Annotated in this window: 13 protein-coding genes; 3 read left to right on the top strand and 10 right to left on the bottom strand. The window is 60.7% G+C overall.

Annotated elements, in window-relative coordinates; translation table 11 throughout:
• Positions 1-7: 7 nt before the first annotated feature.
• From QEH68_RS09075 to QEH68_RS09065, 3 genes are read right to left on the bottom strand one after another with little or no spacing between them, the layout of a single operon-like run.
• Positions 8-865 (bottom strand): acyltransferase, encoded by an 858-nt coding sequence (locus QEH68_RS09075; RefSeq protein WP_280627729.1) that lies wholly within the window; start codon positions 863-865, stop codon positions 8-10.
• The gene (locus tag QEH68_RS09070) at positions 849-2,720 is read right to left on the bottom strand and encodes a hypothetical protein (RefSeq protein WP_280627728.1); all 1,872 of its coding nucleotides are present in this window, start codon (positions 2,718-2,720) and stop codon (positions 849-851) included. The genes QEH68_RS09075 and QEH68_RS09070 overlap by 17 nt, the downstream gene beginning before the upstream one ends.
• Positions 2,720-4,744, bottom strand: coding sequence for a CDP-glycerol glycerophosphotransferase family protein (locus tag QEH68_RS09065; RefSeq protein WP_280627727.1), 2,025 nt, complete (start codon positions 4,742-4,744; stop codon positions 2,720-2,722). Before QEH68_RS09065 ends, QEH68_RS09070 begins: the two co-directional genes overlap by 1 nt.
• Positions 4,745-4,935: 191 nt before the next feature.
• Here QEH68_RS09065 and QEH68_RS09060 point away from each other — a divergent pair, with 191 nt between their 5' ends.
• A complete protein-coding gene (locus QEH68_RS09060; protein WP_207597141.1) occupies positions 4,936-5,697 on the top strand; it encodes a DUF4191 domain-containing protein in 762 nt (253 codons plus the stop codon).
• Between the two features lie 85 nt (positions 5,698-5,782).
• On the opposite strand, the gene QEH68_RS09055 is transcribed toward QEH68_RS09060, so the two are convergent.
• The gene (locus QEH68_RS09055; RefSeq protein WP_207597140.1) at positions 5,783-6,220 is read right to left on the bottom strand and encodes an RDD family protein; all 438 of its coding nucleotides are present in this window, start codon (positions 6,218-6,220) and stop codon (positions 5,783-5,785) included.
• Positions 6,221-6,545: 325 nt separating this feature from the next.
• Between QEH68_RS09055 and glnA (QEH68_RS09050) the strand changes: the two genes are divergently transcribed.
• The gene (gene glnA / locus QEH68_RS09050; RefSeq protein ID WP_089594519.1) at positions 6,546-7,970 is read left to right on the top strand and encodes a type I glutamate--ammonia ligase; all 1,425 of its coding nucleotides are present in this window, start codon (positions 6,546-6,548) and stop codon (positions 7,968-7,970) included.
• Between the two features lie 71 nt (positions 7,971-8,041).
• Here glnA (QEH68_RS09050) and QEH68_RS09045 read toward each other — a convergent pair whose 3' ends face one another.
• The 4 genes from QEH68_RS09045 to QEH68_RS09030 all read right to left on the bottom strand — a co-directional run bounded on the left by QEH68_RS09045 (position 8,042) and on the right by QEH68_RS09030 (position 9,845).
• Complete coding sequence (locus QEH68_RS09045; RefSeq protein WP_207597139.1) at positions 8,042-8,392, bottom strand: hypothetical protein; 351 nt, start codon at positions 8,390-8,392, stop codon at positions 8,042-8,044.
• 320 nt (positions 8,393-8,712) lie between these two features.
• Complete coding sequence (locus tag QEH68_RS09040) at positions 8,713-8,940, bottom strand: hypothetical protein (protein ID WP_280627726.1); 228 nt, start codon at positions 8,938-8,940, stop codon at positions 8,713-8,715.
• Positions 8,941-9,005: 65 nt separating this feature from the next.
• Positions 9,006-9,221: a hypothetical protein gene (locus tag QEH68_RS09035; RefSeq protein ID WP_026542533.1), complete on the bottom strand. Its 216-nt coding sequence runs from the start codon at positions 9,219-9,221 to the stop codon at positions 9,006-9,008.
• Positions 9,222-9,275: 54 nt separating this feature from the next.
• Positions 9,276-9,845 (bottom strand): GNAT family N-acetyltransferase, encoded by a 570-nt coding sequence (locus QEH68_RS09030; RefSeq protein ID WP_280627725.1) that lies wholly within the window; start codon positions 9,843-9,845, stop codon positions 9,276-9,278.
• A 60-nt stretch (positions 9,846-9,905) separates the two neighbouring features.
• On the opposite strand from QEH68_RS09030, the gene QEH68_RS09025 reads away from it, so the two are divergent.
• Positions 9,906-11,393 (top strand): arylsulfatase, encoded by a 1,488-nt coding sequence (locus QEH68_RS09025; protein WP_280627724.1) that lies wholly within the window; start codon positions 9,906-9,908, stop codon positions 11,391-11,393.
• Here QEH68_RS09025 and QEH68_RS09020 read toward each other — a convergent pair.
• Entirely contained in the window at positions 11,390-14,401 is a 3,012-nt protein-coding gene (locus QEH68_RS09020; protein WP_280627723.1) for a bifunctional [glutamine synthetase] adenylyltransferase/[glutamine synthetase]-adenylyl-L-tyrosine phosphorylase, read from the bottom strand. The two genes, QEH68_RS09025 and QEH68_RS09020, sit on opposite strands and share 4 nt — an antisense overlap.
• Before the next feature lie 9 nt (positions 14,402-14,410).
• Positions 14,411-15,751: a type I glutamate--ammonia ligase gene (gene glnA, locus QEH68_RS09015; RefSeq protein ID WP_026542529.1), complete on the bottom strand. Its 1,341-nt coding sequence runs from the start codon at positions 15,749-15,751 to the stop codon at positions 14,411-14,413.
• Between the last annotated feature and the right edge of the window lie 56 nt (positions 15,752-15,807).

Here is a 15,807-nt window from a genome sequence, read left to right as displayed (position 1 = left end):
AGTGGTCTCATCCCAGGTAAAACCGGTTCCGGGCGCCCAGGTGATCCAATTGGAAGCACCAGGCGGCCCGTCCGATGCCGGAGGTAGCAGCGTCCAACCCGCGTTCCAAGGTGGAAACGTCAATGACCTGCTCGTCGGAGACGAAGATGAACTCACTCCCCGAATGGACAAGGCTCTTTTCCGTTTGGGCCGCCGTGTACCCATGCACTGATGGTCGCGTCCAGAAGATCCCTTTACTCACGATCCTTGCGGGCACGCCCGCGGCTGTAGCGTTGGACGGGACGTTCTTGGTGATCAGGGCACGGGCAGCAAGAATGCTGCCGGAACCGACCTTGGCTCCCTTGAGAAGAAGCGTGTCTTCCCCCAACCACACATGGTCCCCCACCCAAATGGACTCGGTAGGATTAACCCGCTGGTGATGCTCGACTGAATAGATCAAGTGTGGGTCGGCCGTCCTGAAGGAAACCCGGGACGAAAACATTGCATCGCTGCCCACGATCACGTGCTTGCGTTCAGTGGGAAGGACCCGCGCTTCTGCCGTGAAAGTTGCGCCAGGGCCCAAATAGAAGACCGACTCTTCGAATACCGTCACAATCAGCCTGAGGAACCCATGGGACTTCCGGAGATGGATCACGGCGTCGTTCCCCAGGAAGCGGAGCCTTGTGTTGCGGAGCCTTGTTCCATCCTCGATGAAGAGGACGTTTCCAGTTCCCGCGAATTCCACGCTTGATGAGGTGAATTCAGACCCGGGCGTTTCCTTGAGGTGTACTACGTTGTCTTGAATGGCGGCGACATCCGCGTAAGAGCGGATGATCTGGTTCTTCGGGGGCTGGCCACCTCTGCTTGAATCAGTATTGTCGGACACCGGCCACCTCCCGGGAGTCCGCAAGCACAACGCTGGTGTCTTCCCAGTCAATGGCGGACAGTGCCTCGGCAGCGTCGGCGTGCGTGTCTCCATGGACGACGATCAGCAAGCGCTGGACTCCGGCAGCGATGACAAACCTCAGAGCTGCGATATCCGCCAAGGCCCAGCCATCGAGGACTTGGACTGCAGCCCTGCACGCCGTCCGGGTACAACTGTCCTCGACGTCTGCAATGCCTGCTTCGGGGTCGGAAACGAAATGGATCTCCATGGTGTCACCGTCAGGGGCCAGTGTGCGGCAGCTATAGCGGAAACGCGCGAAGGTATCTCCGTCGAGCACGGCATAGTCCTGCGTGGTTTCTGTGTGAAGTGTCAACGCCTGGGAGCTCAAGGTCTTCTTTGGTATCCGTGTCCCCGGTTTCACAGCCTCTGGCAGGGCGCCGGTCCATGTGGTCCCATCGGCCTTCATGGCGATCACCTGGGAGAGCTGGCCGACGGGGTCATAGGCGGGGAAAAGACTCTGCTCACCGGCGGTGTATTTGACGAAGTGATAGGAGTGCTCCGTCATCAGCTGCAGGAACCGTGTTCTCCCCGAGCTCCCGGCGATGAACCAGTTGGCCCCGGTGACCGTGGAAGCTTCCGCATCGATCCTGACCTGCACCTGGAGGGTCTGGTCGTGGCGGAAGGTACGCATCTCTTCGCACGCGAATTGTTCCTCCACCGGGTCGCCGAGAAATCTCCGAATGATGCACAACATGGCGGGGAGAGCGGCCCTGGCGACGTCGGAGTGTCCGCCATTGATGCGGTACTTCGAGAGATTGGGTATGTCGGAGGCCAACTCGATCAGCGAATGATTGCTCAGCTCGTCGGAGTTCGTATAGAAGTAGTCAATTCTGCGTCCTTCCGCGAAATACCGGCGGAGGCGGTCCTCTGGTTGCCCGACATCGCGCAAGGCACGGTTTTGCAAGAGGTTGTCCTTGAAGAACGGCTTGCTGAAGTAGTACGGCAGGTTCATTTGCGGCACTGCAAGAAGCAAGGCGGCCTCAGGATAGTCCATGGCGTAGTGGATGGCGATGGAACCACCCTTGGATGCACCGAAGAAGAGCATCTCTTTGCGATCGATGTGGAACCGGCTCCGCAGCCCCTCAATGGCTCCCCCCACCCGGCTCTCCAGAGGCCTGCCTGCATTGTCCACCATCATGTAGGAACCGGCCACCAGGTAACGGTCTTGGAAGCACACCATTATGGTGTCCCGCAGGTCCGTCTCCGTGAGGTCCTTGAGGTAACTTACTGCATAGGAAATCCGCGTAGTCGAAGGGCCAAAACCAGGGAAGGTGATGAGCATCCTTTTCGGGTTTGTTGTGTTCCCGCGCAAGGAGTAGAACACGTCCCCGTGTTGCTCCACACCATACTGCTCATCGTACGAAATTTGCTGTCGCGTGGTGAACGCTCCCCGCCCGATCTTCAACTCATAGGGTGCGTCGATATCGACAGCGAAGCGGGAGACATCGTCCGAGGTGACCATGATGTTGCGGTATTCAAGAGGGAACCCACGGGCCGGTGGTTCCACCATGTTTCCATAGACCACCTTCCCGTCCTGGAGCAGCCGGAACTGCTGACCCTTCCAGGCTTCCCAATTGCCCAAGGTCAGCTTCGCGAAGTAGACCCCTTGCGGGAGGCTTTCGGAGGCAACACGGCGGATCCTCCCCTCCAGGCCCTTGGCCTTGATAATGCGCCGCACGGGTGAATCGGCACGGGAGGCCAGGACTGCCCTGGCGACCTCCAGCCCGGCAGGCGAGTAGGCCGCCGCCCGGCCCGCTTTGGTGATGCTCTTCTTGAAGCCATGAATCAACGCCATCAGAGACTCAACATCCTTTCGACGATCTTTTCGTTGATGTGTGCTGGATCCACTCCCTCAAAGAAGCGCTCACGGCGTCTGATGTACTTGGGATCCCTCACGGCGAAATCCTCACGGACGATGTGGTTCACCAGCTCGGAGTGCTCACTGAACACAGGGCCCAGTCCGTCGTCGCTGTAGTCCATGCGACTCTCGTAGGGCTGGTCGTTGAAGAAATCGGCTGCGTCCCAGTGGTAGTACGCAATTGGCTTGCCCACGAAGGCCGCGTCAAGGGCCGCGGAACTGTAGTCGGTCACCACGAGCTCAGCGGCGCAGATCGCTTCCCGGTAGCTCAAATCAGACTTCACGATGCGTTCGGTAAACCTGAACTGTCCGGCTCGTTTTTCCACGTTGGGGTGAAGCTTCACATGCATGATCCGGTCTGTGTCCTCAAGGAACCTGATGAGCCTTGGGTCCGAGAGCAAGGTGTCAATGGCATGGAAGTAGCCCGACTGCACAAAGTGCTCAGTCGAGGACTGGTGCAGGTTGAAGCGCCATGTGGGCATGAAGAGAAGATGTTGTTGTCCTTGGATGTCGCGGGCCAAGGACTCGTAGCGCGGCAATCCACTGTTCAGGGTCTCAACAGGAGCCAATTTGCTCATGTATTCCGTTTCGATCCTGCCCGTGGCAACAAAAACGTCAAAGTACTTGGAGAGCACCCAATCGGACATGTCATTGAGCTGGATTCCATGCTGGAGGTAGACAAACCGGGAGTTGGCGAACGATTTTCCGCGGTATCTGATGCTGTATATCTGCGAGGACACCACAAGGTCTGATATGAGGAACTTCTCGTAGAAATCCTTGGTGAAAATAGAAATCAGGTTGAAGCCCTTGGCCTCCAGGCGCGCCCAGTCGGGCGACTTGGGGTTGATCGCGAAGTACGCATGGGTAAATTCGGGATGCCTTGCTGTGAAGTACTCATACAAATGCTCTGCATTGTCGTCTGCTTGATGAGGCCGGTCGAAAAAGAGGATCGTCGAGGAAGGGCGGATCGGCCGGTTGTAGAAGTTGTAGCTGCCGGGCCTGGCATGGCCGGACCTGAGATTGCGTGCCAGATAGCACTTTCCGATCCTCAGGATCTCGTCATTGAACAGCAACTCATACAGTGGGACCTCGCTCGCGCCAGCGTCAGGCTTGTGCCGGAAAACCAGGTAGGCGTCTTTGTTGCTGAGTTGCTTGTAGAACTGCTTGCCGTCTTCCGGGTCAACCAGCCAGCGGATCCAGGCAGCTTCGAAAGGCTGCAGCGGCTCCACCATGGCCAGAAGCTCCATCAGCTCGAAGCCGCTGATCAAGTCCCGAAGATGGTTCAACTTAATGGACGTCGCCTTTTGCCCCCGGATCCCCCGGAGGAACAGTGCAACGTAGCGCAGGACCTGCAGCCTGATTTCTTTGGAGTGAACGGGCATCACCGGCATCAGACGGTTGGCTTCCGCGGCAACCTTAAGGCCGATCGCTCCCTTGGTATCTGATGCCATGGAGAAACCTGTGGTGAGCGGCCTGACCTTCGCTATCGACCAATACATGCGGTAGCTGGTGTAGATGGCGGTGCGATCCACGTCCTCGAGCGCCTCCAGTGCGTCGGACAATCTCCTCGTGTTGAAGGCACTGCCAAAGACGTCGGTGTCGCGGGCGTAGTGGTACGCGTCGTCGAGCTTGGTTCCGGCCACATGTTTCGGGATGGGGCCTGTGTACATGACGGGCTCGGCAAGATAGACCGTGCGCGACTTGAGGTACTCGAAGAGGGTGGCCACGTAGTTCGCAGACAAGAGGTGGGAAGTCCGCATGAAGATGACGTACTTGCTGTCGATCTGCCGGCAGAGCCTGGCGATGACGGTCGTCGTCAAGGGCTCAGCAACATGAAGGACCGAGAAATGCGATTCAAGCCGCAGGCGTGCAGCTATCAATCGCCGGTACATGGCGGACTCGCGGTCAAGTTGTCCGGTTTCCTCAAGGACGATGGTGAGCAGTGGCGGCAAATCGGGCATGTGGTTCCTATGGCGATCGAACGTGGGGAAATGCGCAGTGTCGAGTCACTCCGGAGCTTGGGAGTCACTTAAACCAAGTGACACAGCGGGCTGGTTCGTGACGGAGAAATCAAAAACGAATCGCCTGCGGCCTGGCCGTGGTCCTCAAGGCGTCCGGTGTCTGGGCGTACATCACGTAGAATTAAGGCACTATGGCGAACTCCCCTGATTCCAGCAACTCGACCCCCTCGGCCGACGCACCCAAGCGTGGGCTGTTCCAGCGCAAGCCCAAGGAAGCCAAGGCAAAGAAGCCTGGCCAGCTGAAGCAAATCGCTGAAGTCTTCAAAATGACCCGGCGGAACGATCCCCAGGTCGTGTGGATCATGGTGCTGGCGTTCCTTGCCGTGGTGGCTGTCGCATTCCTGATCGGCTTCCTTCTGGAGAACTGGGTCACCGGCCTGATTATCGGTATTCCGCTGGGTCTCCTGGCAGCGGTGTTCATCCTGTCCCGAAGGGCCGAAAAGGCTGCCTTCGCCCAGATCGAGAACCAGCCGGGCGCCTCTGGCGCCGCCTTGGGAACCCTCCGCCGTGGTTGGGTCACACAGGACCAGCCTGTAGCGGTCAACCCACGCACGCAGGACGCAGTCTTCATGGCCATTGGCCGGCCCGGGGTTGTCTTGGTCAGCGAAGGTCCCACACACCGTGTTAAGCCCCTTGTCGATGCAGAGCGCAAGCGCCTTGCCCGTATTCTTCCGAACGTCACCATCCACGTTCTGGAATCCGGACGGGGAGAAGGCCAAGTGCCCCTGAACAAACTGGCAAAGACCATGGGCAAGCTCAACAAGGAGCTCACCAAGATTGAAGTAAACGCTGTCAGCAAACGCATCAATTCCCTGGGGAACCGCCTGCCGATCCCCAAAGGCATTGATCCCTACAAAGCGCGCCCTGACCGCAAGGCCGCGCGCGGACGCTGACGCTCTTCGCTACAACGAAAAACCGCTGCTCCCCGAATTCGGGGAGCAGCGGTTTTTTGTTGTGTTCTTTGCCGGGAGGGCGTGCCTACATCCGTATGAGGATAGTGTTCATCGCTTTGTCGTGCAGGCCCCGCTGGTCGGGATCAAAGACGACTGCCGGAATGACCAGGCACAAGAGGATCGTCCGTACCACTGCGGCCACCGGACCGGCAGGACCTCCGCCCAAGCGAACCACATGGATGCCAGCCACCCTGTGTCCGATGCTGTAGCCCAAGGTGCCAATCAGGAGAATCTGCTCAACAGCGAAAATGGCCAGCGTAGCCCATGGGTCGCCGCCGAAGGCAAAGTTGCTGATGACCAACGCGATGGTCCAATCCACAACGATGCCCAGGATGCGGCGCCCGGCGCGCGCAGTGGAGCCGGGACCCGATTCAGGCAACCCGAGCCTTTCGCCGGGATACTTGGAGATTCCGGACGTGTCCGGACCGCTCAACCAGGAGCCAATGTCTTTTCTATCTACCACACCTCAAGCCTAACGGCTGGGCTGCCCGGTGTCCGACCTGCCAGAGCTCCGGAAGCGGCCGCCAGAGGTGCTTGTCCGGGCGCAGTGTTCGCCCACCGGACCGACGTGGACCAGACACCGGGAAGCCGACTACCGTTTACACAACAGATGATTCTGTAACCTGCCGGAAACAATACTGACACCCCCGGGAAATCCCATCTCCCTATGGTGGTATGAGTTGCCAGCCACCACTGCACAAGGGGATGTTTTGTGTCTCCGGAGCTTTGGCATGGGCTGCACCACGCGGCCTTCCGGGCCTGTTACTTGATATGCATAAGGAGCATAGATGTTCAAGACTGCGGACGAAGTCCTCAAGTTCATCAAAGACGAAGACGTCAAATTCGTCGATATCCGCTTCACCGACCTTCCTGGTGTCCAGCAGCACTTCAATGTGCCGGCCAAGAGCGTTGACCTTGACTTCTTCGTCAATGGCCAGCTCTTCGATGGTTCTTCCATCCGCGGCTTCCAGGGCATCGCTGAGTCCGACATGCAGCTCATCCCGGATGTGACCTCGGCCTTCATCGACACGTTCCGCATCGAGAAGACGCTTGCGCTGAACTTCTCCATCGTGAACCCCCGCACCGGTGACCCTTACCACCGCGACCCCCGTGGCGTAGCCGAGAAGGCTGAAGCCTACCTGGCCTCCACCGGCATCGCCGACACTGCTTTCTTCGCTCCCGAGGCTGAGTTCTTCGTCTTCGACAACATCCAGTACGAGTCCTCCCCTCAGGGCAGCTTCTACAAGATCGACTCCGAGGAAGCTCACTGGAACACCGGCCGTAAGGAAGAGGGCGGAAACCTCGGCTACAAGACCCCCGTCAAGGGCGGTTACTTCCCGGTCTCCCCCACCGACAAGCAGGCCGACCTTCGCGACGCCATGTGCATCGAACTGGATAAGGCCGGCCTTGAGGTTGAGCGCTCCCACCACGAAGTTGGATCCGCAGGCCAGGCGGAGATCAACTACAAGTTCACCACGCTGACCGCGGCTGCTGATGACCTGCAGAAGTTCAAGTACATCATCAAGAACACTGCCGATGCTTGGGGCAAGTCCGTCACCTTCATGCCGAAGCCCGTCTTCGGTGACAACGGCTCGGGCATGCACTGCCACCAGTCACTGTGGAGCAACGGTGACCCGCTGTTCTACGACGAGAAGGGCTACGCAGGCCTCTCCGACATGGCTCGCTGGTACATCGGCGGCCTGCTGAAGCACTCTTCCGCAGTCTTGGCTTTCACCAACCCGACGGTCAACTCCTACCGCCGCCTGGTCAAGGGCTTCGAGGCCCCCGTGAACATGGTCTACTCGCAGGGCAACCGCTCCGCCGGTATCCGTATCCCGATCACGGGCACCAACCCGAAGGCCAAGCGCATCGAGTTCCGCGCTCCGGACCCCTCGTCCAACCCGTACCTGGCGTTCGCTGCCCAGCTGATGGCCGGCATCGACGGTATCCGCAACCGCATTGAGCCCCCGGCTCCCATCGACAAGGACCTCTACGAGCTCCCGGCCGAGGAAGCCAAGGACATCCCCAAGGCTCCGGGTTCCCTGGAAGAAGCTCTTGAGGCCCTTCGCGAGGACAACGAGTTCCTGCAGGCCGGCGGCGTCTTCACCCAGGACCTCATCGACACTTGGATCGACTACAAGTACGAGAATGAGATCCGCCCGCTGTCGCTGCGCCCGAACCCGTACGAGTTCGAGCTCTACTACGGCGTCTAAGCTCCACCACGCGCATTAACCAGCGCGATCCCCGGTCCACATGGACCGGGGATCGCCTTTTTTGCGGCTAACTACTCAGTCTTATCCTGATCGCGTTCGCGGATGTTCCTGGCGATCTCATCCAGTTTCTCCTTGACGAAACCAGCAGCTTCCGAAAGACCCTTTTCAGCGCTGCCCAGCGGATCCAGCTGAAGGTAGACCTTGTGGTCGATCGTGAGGTCGTATTCATCCTTCAGGTGGGTACCGCCGCCGACTCCATCAAGCGACAGGTAGACCAGCGCTTCGGTTCGCGCAATGCCTGCGATGGTTCCGAAAACCACAGTGAAGTCATTGGGCTGAAAGCTCACGGACTGGCCCACATGGCGCCGGTCCAACTCCCCGGCAAGGACGGTCTTCTCTGTCGAACTTGGGTTGTATTCCATGGACTTTCCCTCTGCCTAGAGAACAGTGACAGAAGAAGTCTATAAGGATACTTAGCGTCTGCGCAGCCTGATGCCCCAGGAGCCGCAGCGCTCACCGGAGCCAAGCCATCAGTGCTTGGTTCTGGGCGACCGCCCCGGGACTTCCGGCGCTGCACAGTCAGTGCAGAACACCCGGTCAGTTTCTTCGCCGCAGCACTGGCAGCGATGGAGCAGGGCCGCTGGTTCAATCACATACGTTGTCATAACCACAATGCTGCCCCGCGGCCATTGCGGGGACACGAGTAGCGTGTACTCGTTTTTTCGCCTGCCAGGTACCGCGACTACTTGGATTCGAAAAACCGCAGCTCTTCGGCGGTCGCCGGAGAATGGCTCAAAACTCCCCCGACCATTGCAGCAGGTTCTTCGTCAGAGAAGGTCGCAAAGCAGCGCCGGCAGACAAACGTACCGGCACGGCCGTGACGCGAGGACCAGTGCGGCCCTGCCTGTTCGCAGCGAAAACAGGACATGGTGGAGAAAGCTGCACCTTCCGAATCCACGCTGATTGTCACGGGAGAATCCTAAACGACCCCAGCCGCCGGGGCCAGACCCCTGCACATTTGCCGCGGCAGTATTTCTACTGCTTGCCGTACTTCTTGTGCACCGCCTGCTTACTGACGCCCAGGCAAAGGGCTATCGCCTCCCATGACAAACCGGACTGCCTGGCCGCACGTACCAGCGAAGCTTCCCGCCGCCCGACTTCCTTCTGAAGTTCCGCTACAGCGTACAGTGCCTCAGCCGGGCCCATTCCATCCATCGATCCCACCAGCGTCTTCATTCGGTCCACCTCCATGACGTCAACCCTAGTTGACGAAATGCTAATCGTCAACCAGTGTTGACGTCAGTGTCACTCAAAGGCCCTGTACATCGTTCGCTGCGGACCGGAACTGCCGCCCAGGTACCTGCCTGCATCGACGAAGCCAGCCTTGGCGTAAGCAGCCTGTCCCGCCGGATTACGTTCGTTGACGGACAGCACGACGCCGGTCTGGCCGCCGCCCAGCCGGGTCGTCAGCTTCCACGCCTCCTGTGTTGCCGCACGCGCAGCCCGTGTTCCCAGGCCACGCCCTTGGCTTCCCGAGTCGATCAGGAAGCCCCTGAGAAGCCATGCAGAATCACCGTCGGACCAACCCGCCAATTCCGCAGCCCCGTACTGGAGGGTCAGCACACCCACCGCCAGCCCCCCTGACTCAATGACGTACGGCTGACGGGACTCCTCCTCCATGCCCAGCAGCATCATGCGGAGGGGGTCCCCGACGAACTCGCGCTGCCTCTCCTCGACGGAAAGCGTGGCCACGGCACCCAGGTGAATGGCCCGCGCGTCATCGTCCAGGCACTTAAGCGGAATCAGCCACACATCACCCACGTCAGAGTGATCATTCGCGCTCGAAAATTGATCTTTCGAGTCATATTCAAGCATTTCGCGGGGTCTTCCTACTAGTGTTGTCACAACTGTTCCCTACGTCGAAGGAACCTCTCCATGAACCGGCCGAACGTCATTCTGATCTGCGTGGATGAATGGAGGGGCGACTGCCTGTCCTCGGACGGCCATCCCTACGTCGAAACACCCCATCTCGACGAACTCGCCCGAAGCGGCGTGCGGTTCTCCAAAGGCTATTCTGCTACGCCATCCTGCGTCCCTGCCCGCGCGGCCCTGTTTACAGGACAGTCCCAGGAACGCCACGGACGGGTGGGGTACAACGACGGCGTACCGTTTCACGCTGTCCACCCGGTGACAGTACAGGACGAGTTCAGAAAGGGCGGATACCACACCCAAGCAATCGGCAAGATGCATGTGTGGCCCGAACGCTCAAGGCTCGGCTTCGACGATGTGGTCCTCCATGACGGCTACCTTCATCACGCGCGGCGGGAACACCAACAGCATTTCGCCATGTTTGATGACTACGTGCCGTGGCTCCGGAGGCAGCCGGGGATGGGCCCCGATGCAGAGTATTTCGATCACGGCGTGAACTGCAACTCGGTTGTTGCCCGGCCCTGGGACAAGGCAGAGAACCTGCACCCTACGCATTGGATCGGCACGCAGGCCATCGAATGGATGCACCGCCGCGATCCTGTGAAACCATTCTTCCTCTACCTTTCCTTCCACCGTCCGCACCCACCGTACGACCCGCCGTCGTGGGCTTTTGAGCAGTACCTCGGCCTTCCCGGGTATGAGGCCGTGGTGGGCAATTGGGAGCACCACTGGGATGGGAACCGGAGGGACGGAGACTACCAAGCAAGCTACGGCAGAATGCCGGACCATGTGGTCCACCGTGCCAGGGCTGGGTACTACGGCCTGATGGCGCAGATCGATCTGCAGATCAACCGGATCAAGGAGTCACTGGCGGATTTCGGACTCGATGACAACACGGTCATAGCCTTCACCAGCGACCACGGGGAAATGATGGGCGACCACCACATGTTCCGCAAGGCCGTGCCCTACGAGGGATCCGCCCGCATACCGTTCATTATCGCCAACTCACCTGCAGCACAGGACGCAGCGCGGGGCACCGTAGTGGACCACGTGGTGGAACTGCGGGACATCATGCCCACGCTGCTGGATCTTGCCGGGTTGCCCATACCGGACTCCGTGGATGGAAAGTCCCTTGCGCCCCTGGTGCGCGGCGAGAATACCCAATCCGTCCGGGACGTCCTGCACGGCGAACATGTCTATTGGGGCCAGAACCTGCACTGGTTGACCGACGGGCACCACAAATACATTTGGGGTTCCGGAAGAGGAACAGAAGAACTGTTCAACCTCGACGCCGATCCGCAGGAACGCTTCAACCTCGCCGACGATCCCGCGAGCCACGCTGAACTGCACCGCTGGCGGGATCGGATGGTGGAGACACTCCGGGACCGTGAAGAAGGCTACGTGGTCAACGGCATGCTGGTGCCAGGGGTTCCGGTGGTCTCCATGTTGCGGCATGCCCGGGAAAAGGCCGGGGCGGCGCTTCCCCCGGGCTAATTGCCGTAGAAGACCTTCTCGAACACTCCCCTGGCCCTCCGGCTGAGCCGCAGGTAATCCTCTTCAAACTGTCCGGCATTTCCTGGAGCATATCCACACCAGCGGGCCGCAGCCTCAAGGTCCTTGCGTGAAGACGGCAGAAGGTCAGAAGCCCGGCCCGTGACGATCACATTCGCTGAGCGTATCCTGCTGGCAAACCGCCACGCATCCCGCAGGAGCGCAGCGTCGTCATGTCCAATGAAGTCCAGTTTTTCCGCTGCGGAGAGGGCCTCAAGCGTCGAAGTTGTCCTCAGCTCCGGATGCTTGCCGGCGTGCTGCAGCTGGATCAACTGCACCAGCCATTCGACGTCGCTCAGCCCGCCGCGCCCAAGCTTGACGTGACGCGCAGGATCAGCACCTCGCGGCAAACGTTCAGACTCCACGCGTGCTTTGATTCGACGGACTTCCCGCACATCCTGCTCCGCCAACTCCCGAGGGTAGCGGATCGGGTCAATAAGCTTGACGAAATCGGCGGCCAGCTCATCGGAACCGGCCATGGGACGCGCCCGCAGCAGCGCCTGGGCCTCCCAAATCAGCGACCACCGACGGTAGTACTCCGCATAAGACTCCAGCGACCGGACCATCGCGCCGTTCTTGCCTTCGGGCCTCAGGTCCGCGTCCACCATGAGTACCCGTTCAGCCATGATGGCCGGCTTGAGCGGCTGGGTGAGGAAGCTGGAGACTTTGGCGACGATCGCCGTCGCCTGCTCCTGGGCCTCTGCGTCAGAGAACCCTGGACGGGCGCGATGCACATAGATGACGTCGGCGTCCGAGCCGTAACCGATTTCCCGTCCACCCTGCCGCCCCATGGCGACCACCAGGACATCGGTTTTCAGAGGACCATCGGCGGCAATGACGGATTCGGCTACATGAAGCGCCCCCAGGACAGCGGCCCGGTCGGTTTCAGCCAGGGCAAGGCCAACTGCGTCCTGGTCCAGCAATCCTGAACTGTCGGCGATCGCTGTCCGCAGGATCTCGCGGCGCCGGATCAAGCGAATGAGCCGCATGGCACTTTCGGGATCGGGGTGGCGGGAAAGCTTGGACCGGATCTCCTGCCACTGGGCTTCGAAGCTGATGGGCACCAGCTCTTTGTCGCTTGCCAGCCAGGCCACAGACTCCGGGGAAACTTCCAATAGATCCGATATCAGCCGGGAGTTGGCCAGCACTTGGCACAAGCGTTCCGCAGCCGCCTGCGAATCCCTCAACAGACCCAAATACCAATGTGTCGTGCCCAGGGCCTCGCTGACCCTGCGGAAGGCGAGCAGACCGGCGTCGGGGTCCACGCCGTCAGCGAGCCAGCCCAGCAAAATGGGGAGAAGCTGCCGCTGCAGCGCCGCCCGCCGGCTGACTCCGGCCGTCAGCGCTTCAATGTGCCGCATGGCCCCTTGCGGATCCGAGTAGCCCAGGGCAGCAAGCCGCCCTTGGGCTGCCTCGGGGGTGAGCTTGGCATCCTCGCTGCTCAGCTTGGCCGCAGTATTGAGCAAGGGGCGGTAGAAGATGCGCTCATGCAGCTCCCGCACGGCTTTCTTGGTCTTCTGCCAGGTCGCCATCAGCTGGTCCGGATGCGGCCGTTCCAGCGAAAAAGGCCCCAGGACGGCCTTGGCAAGGAACCGCTGCGCGTCCTCGGCCACAGGCATGAGATGGGTTCGCCGCAGCTGGAAAAGCTGGATCCGGTGCTCCAGCAAACGCAGGTACCGGTAGGCGTTGTCGAAAGCGGCTGCATCCGTGCGGCCGATGTAACCCCCGGCAGACAGTGCGGCAATGGCTGACGTGGTGTCCCTGCATCGCAGGGATTCGTCGGATTTTCCGTGGACCAGTTGCAGCAGCTGGACGGTGAACTCGACATCGCGAAGGCCGCCGCGCCCCAGTTTGATCTGGCGCTGTTCCTCGGCCGCGGGGATGTAATCGGTGACCCTGCGGCGCATCGCCTGCACGGATTCGACGAACCCTTCGCGGCCCGCGGAGGCCCACACCAGCGGTTCCACCGCTTTCTCGTAGCGCTGGCCCAGTTCCCGGTCGCCGGCAATGGTGCGTGCTTTCAGGAGCGCCTGGAACTCCCAGCTTTCTGCCCAACGTGCGTAGTAGCTGAGGTGGGAGGGCAAGGTACGGACCAACGGTCCGGACTTTCCCTCGGGACGGAGGTTGGCATCGACTTCCCATAGCCCGGGCTCCGGCGCCGACGAAGAAATCGCGCGGGAAATCCCGGACGCCAGGGCAGTACCGATGGTGGACGCCCGGGCGTCCTCCAGATCCCCCGCCTCAATGACGTAAATGACGTCGACGTCGGAGATGTAGTTCAGTTCACGGGCGCCACACTTGCCCATGCCAATGACGGCAAGCCCGACGTCGGCGATCTCCGCGGCAGCGTACTGTCCTGCCGCTTCGGCCCGGGACACGGCGAGGGCGGCCTCGATGGCGGCACCAGCAAGGTCGGCCAGTTCGGCGCCGACAGCCGGCATGAAGTCCTGGGGCGATGCGGCACAAAGATCCTTGATGGCCAGCTCGGTCAGCCCGCGTCGATAGGCACTCCGAAGTGCCGCGTAGGCCGGCATCCCGGTGATCCCGGCCACAGGGCGCTGGGCTCCGGGCTCGGCTTTCACGGAACGGAGAAGCATGGCCCGGAGCTCTTCACTGGAGGCCTGGAGGGGCTCTGGGCTGACGCGGGCCTCGAACACATCCAGGTGTTCAGGCCGGCGCATGAGGAACTCCCCCAGCGCCTCGGAAGCGCCCAACAGACGGTACATGGGCTCGCTGGTGTCCTGCTCCGCCGCAGCCAGCTTCTTCAGCCCTGGATTCTTCTCCAGAAGGCGGACCAACGATTGCAGGGCCGTGTCCGGGCTCGCGGACATGGAAAGCCCGGCAAAGAGCGCTTCCTGGTCAATACCCTCAAGTTCAGGGGCAGTAAGGAAACGTTCTGCCTTTTCGAGATCACTGAAACCGGCTGAAATGAGCCGACGTGCAAGGCTCATTGGCCTTGCCTACAGAATGCCGAGGTTGCGCTGCAACTCGTACGGTGTGACCTGAAGGCGGTAATCCTGCCACTCCGCGCGCTTGTTGCGCAGGAAGTGCTCGAAGACCTGCTCGCCCAGGATCTCGGCTACAAGCTCCGATTCCTCCATGGCGCGGATGGCGTCGTGGAGGCTGGCCGGCAATGGCGCATGCCCCATGGCCCTGCGCTCAGCGGTGGTCAACGACCAGACGTCGTCTTCCGCAGCAGCGGGAAGTTCGTAGCCTTCCTCGATGCCCTTTAACCCTGCGCCCAGCAGGACAGCGTAGGCCAGGTACGGGTTGGTGGCGGAGTCGATCCCGCGGTACTCGATACGCGCCGACTGGCCCTTGCCGGGCTTGTACAGCGGAACGCGGACAAGCGCGGAACGGTTGTTGTGTCCCCAGCTCAGGTAGCTCGGCGCCTCGCCGCCGCCCCAGAGCCGCTTGTAGGAGTTCACGAACTGGTTGGTGACTGCCGTGAATTCGGGAGCGTGCTTCAAAATTCCCGCGATGAACTGGCGTGCCGTCTTGGAAAGCTGGAACTCAGCTCCAGCTTCAAAGAACGCGTTGGTATCGCCCTCGAACAGGGAGAAGTGGGTGTGCATGCCGGAGCCGGGGTGGTCCGTGAATGGCTTGGGCATGAAGGTGGCGTAAGTCCCCTGCTGGAGCGCGACCTCCTTGATGACCGTACGGAAGGTCATGATGTTGTCAGCGGTCTGCAGGGCATCCGCGTAACGGAGGTCGATCTCGTTCTGGCCCGGGCCGCCTTCATGGTGGCTGAACTCCACGGAGATGCCGACGGATTCGAGCATGGTGACAGCCGTACGGCGGAAGTCCTGGGCAACGCCGCCCGGAACGTGGTCGAAGTAGCCTCCCTCATCCACGGGAACCGGCGAGCCATCGGGGCCGAGGTCCTTGGACTTGAGCAGGTAGAACTCGATCTCCGGGTGGGTGTAGCAGGTGAACCCCATGTCCGCAGCCTTAGCCAGGGTCCGTTTGAGGACGTTGCGGGGGTCAGCTGCGGAGGGTTCACCGTCAGGGGTCAGGACGTCGCAGAACATGCGCGATGTCTGTTCCGTCTCACCGCGCCACGGCAGGATCTGGAAAGTCGACGGATCCGGCTGGGCGAGCATGTCGGACTCAAAGACGCGGGCAAGGCCCTCGATCGCTGAACCGTCAAAGCCAAGGCCCTCTTCAAAAGCTCCCTCAACCTCGGCAGGCGCAAGCGCTACCGACTTCAGGGAACCCACGACGTCGGTGAACCACAAGCGTACGAAGCGCACGTCACGCTCTTCGATCGTCCGCAGAACGAACTCTTGCTGGCGGTCCATAGGGCCTCTTTTCCGATTCAGTGTCCATGCCGCTGGTTCCAATGGTTTGGAGCCAC

The sequence above is a fragment of the Paenarthrobacter sp. OM7 genome, assembly GCF_029873575.1.
In the GTDB taxonomy this organism is placed as follows: domain Bacteria; phylum Actinomycetota; class Actinomycetes; order Actinomycetales; family Micrococcaceae; genus Arthrobacter.
Note: the sequence above shows the minus strand (reverse complement) of the source record. Positions and strands in the feature narration are given on the sequence as shown.